3 protein-coding genes are annotated in these 2752 nt (G+C 37.8%); all 3 read left to right on the top strand.

All coding sequences use genetic code 11. The annotated features are described in order from the left end of the window. Positions 1–561: 561 nt before the first annotated feature. The 3 genes from Q7P33_RS17800 to Q7P33_RS17810 are packed head-to-tail and all read left to right on the top strand — an operon-like array spanning position 562 to position 2586. The gene (locus Q7P33_RS17800) at positions 562–1350 is read left to right on the top strand and encodes an acyl-CoA dehydratase activase (RefSeq protein WP_303872083.1); all 789 of its coding nucleotides are present in this window, start codon (positions 562–564) and stop codon (positions 1348–1350) included. A 31-nt stretch (positions 1351–1381) separates the two neighbouring features. Next, the gene (gene bzdQ / locus Q7P33_RS17805; protein ID WP_303872084.1) at positions 1382–2275 is read left to right on the top strand and encodes a benzoyl-CoA reductase, bzd-type, subunit Q; all 894 of its coding nucleotides are present in this window, start codon (positions 1382–1384) and stop codon (positions 2273–2275) included. A 26-nt stretch (positions 2276–2301) separates the two neighbouring features. Then, on the top strand, positions 2302–2586 hold the full coding sequence (locus Q7P33_RS17810; protein ID WP_303872085.1) for a ferredoxin: 285 nt from the start codon (positions 2302–2304) through the stop codon (positions 2584–2586). Positions 2587–2752 lie beyond the last annotated feature (166 nt).

Consider the following 2752-nt stretch of genomic DNA (forward strand, 5'->3'; position numbering starts at 1 on the left):
TATTTGGACATGCCCCTGAGCACATTTTACAGAAGATTGAAAAAATATGGCATGCTTTAAGCAACCTGAAAATAAGGTGTTCCCCAAAACACCACTTTACAGAAAAAATGTAAAGTGGTGTTTTTATTTTTACAAGAAGAATTTGGCTCTGTTTGGGGATTTCTACTTTATAGAATTAAGATTTAACGATTTATTTGATAGTTAAAATAACATTAAAACAAAGAGAAATGACATGAAATGACATGATATGACTTGTAATGAGGTGATTCTGTAATAAATGACATGATATGACCATCGGTTCGATAAATGAACTATCGAAGAAAATTAAAAATACTGTATTTACTTTGGATATTAATTGATAAAAAAGATATACAATAATATATATAGCATTAATAACAACAAAAAAGATGAATAGCGCTTTATAAAAATAAAAAAAAGCACTTTCATCTCTTTTTTTTGTGATTGCATCTAGTTTGGCATAAGTATTGCTTAAAGTATTTAACACAAGCGAGAAGATACTATTGATGTATTTGCTTAAATAAAATAAAAGGGAGTGTTGGTGTGATTACAGTTGGTATTGATTGTGGAAACCAAAACACAAAAGCAATTTTAATGGAAGATGGAAAAATTGTTGATAAAGCGTCAGTCGAAACAGAGTTTGATGGGAAAATTGCCGCTGAGAAAGTTTACACAAAGGTTCTGAAAAATGCAGGTGTTAGAAAAGAAGATGTGCATGCTATTGTGACAACTGGCGCAGGTCGGGACATGGTTGATTTTTCTAATACAAGTATAAACGAAGTCAGTTCGGCGGCGAAAGGGTCGCGTTTTATAAATGCAGATGTAAATCTTGTTATCGATTTAGGTGCAGAAGGTTGTCGCGCAATGCAATTGAATCGAGATGGAAAAGTTAAAAATTATGAAGTTAATGATAAATGTGCTTCGGGTGCAGGCACTTTCATAGAGGCCATGGCAAGAGCACTTCAGATTAAAACTGAGGAGATGGGTGATTATTCTTTGCGCCATAAGAAGGATCTACCCATGAATGCACAGTGCGTTGTATTTTCTGAATCGGAAGTAATTTCTCTCATTCATCAGCAGGAAACAGTAGAAGATATTGCACATGGCATCCATGTAGGAATATGTAATCGAATTAGTTCGTTGATTAGGAGAGTTGGCATTGTGGACGGCATTATGCTGATCGGTGGACCCGGCTACAATAAAGGATTGGTAAAATGCTTACAGGATTTATTGGAGAAAGAGATTGTTATAGCTGAAGATTCCGAATTTATCAGTGCTATTGGCGCAGCTGTTTATGCAGTTGATCATGGTTTAGCATTGGGTTCTAAATAGATATCAAGAAATTAGCTATTAGGAGGAGACGATGACAATTAATAATGTCGAAAAAACTGAATACTGGAGATGGGAAGAGTCGAACTGGAAAAACCCTAATATTCCAGATTGCAGTGGCAGTCTGATAACAGCTGGAGTAGATATTGGGTCCACTAGCACACAGGCTGTGATTCTGGCAGATGGTGAGTTGTACGCATATTCCAGTATTCGCACCGGTTCAAATAGTCCAAATTCAGCTATCGACGCTATGAAATGGGCAATGGATGGAACCGGACTGAGCCTCGAAGATCTCAGATACACGGTTGGAACAGGCTATGGCAGGGTTAATGTTCCTTTTGCAAACAAAAGTGTTACAGAAATCAGCTGCCATGCCCGTGGGGCAAATATGATATATGGTCCGTCTCTACGTACAATTCTTGATATGGGAGGTCAGGACTGTAAAGCCATTCATTGTAATGAAGAGGGGAAAGTGACATCTTTTATGATGAATGACAAATGTGCTGCCGGTACTGGACGAGGAATGGAAGTTATAGCGAATCTGTTGTCTGTCCATGTTGAAGATATTGGCGAAATGTCTTTTAAGATTGATGAAGAACCGCCACCGGTATCCAGTATTTGTGTCATATTTGCAAAAACTGAGGCTACAAATTTAATGCGTGCTGGATGGAGCAAGGAAAAGGTGCTAGCAGCTTATTGCCATGCGATGGCTCTTCGAGTAGCAAGACTGCTTGAACGTAATGGCATAGAAGAAGATTTTGCAATTACTGGAGGAATTGCAAAGAATATCGGTGTTGTGCGACGTATTGAGCGGATACTCGGAGTGAAAGCATTAGAAACGAAAATGGATCAGCAGATTGCCGGTGCATTGGGAGCTGCGTTGATAGCAAATGATCAAAGCACGAGTTGGTGGAAAAGAAAAGAATAGGAAGTCAATTTGATTGGAGGAAAACGATGATTGCTAATTATGGGTTTGAGGATGGTTCCGGCAGTTATTATATCGCAATTGATACACATAACTGTACGGAGTGCAATGAAAGGGGGTGTTTAGAGAGCTGCCAAAAAAAAGTTTTCGAAATGGCGTTGAATGATTGGGATGAAGAAGTGGCCATTATAAAAAAAGACAATTGTAATAAACTCAAATCAATATGTGCAGGTTGCAAGCCACTCATTGATCGGCCGGAATTACTCCCCTGTGAAAAAGCTTGTTCATTTCGATCAATTGTCCATACATGGTAAATTAATGATTAAGTAAAAAGAAAGAAGGATTAAAAAATGTGTATGCAAATGGAATATCAGAGTATCAAGTACGAGGTCAATAATCGTGTTGCAAAAATAACAATGGCTTCATTGGAATTGTCAATAATAGTTCAGTCAAAACGCGCAAGGAATTTTCCAAGCCCCT

This window comes from Acetobacterium wieringae (genome assembly GCF_026646375.1).
Lineage (GTDB): Bacteria > Bacillota > Clostridia > Eubacteriales > Eubacteriaceae > Acetobacterium > Acetobacterium wieringae_A.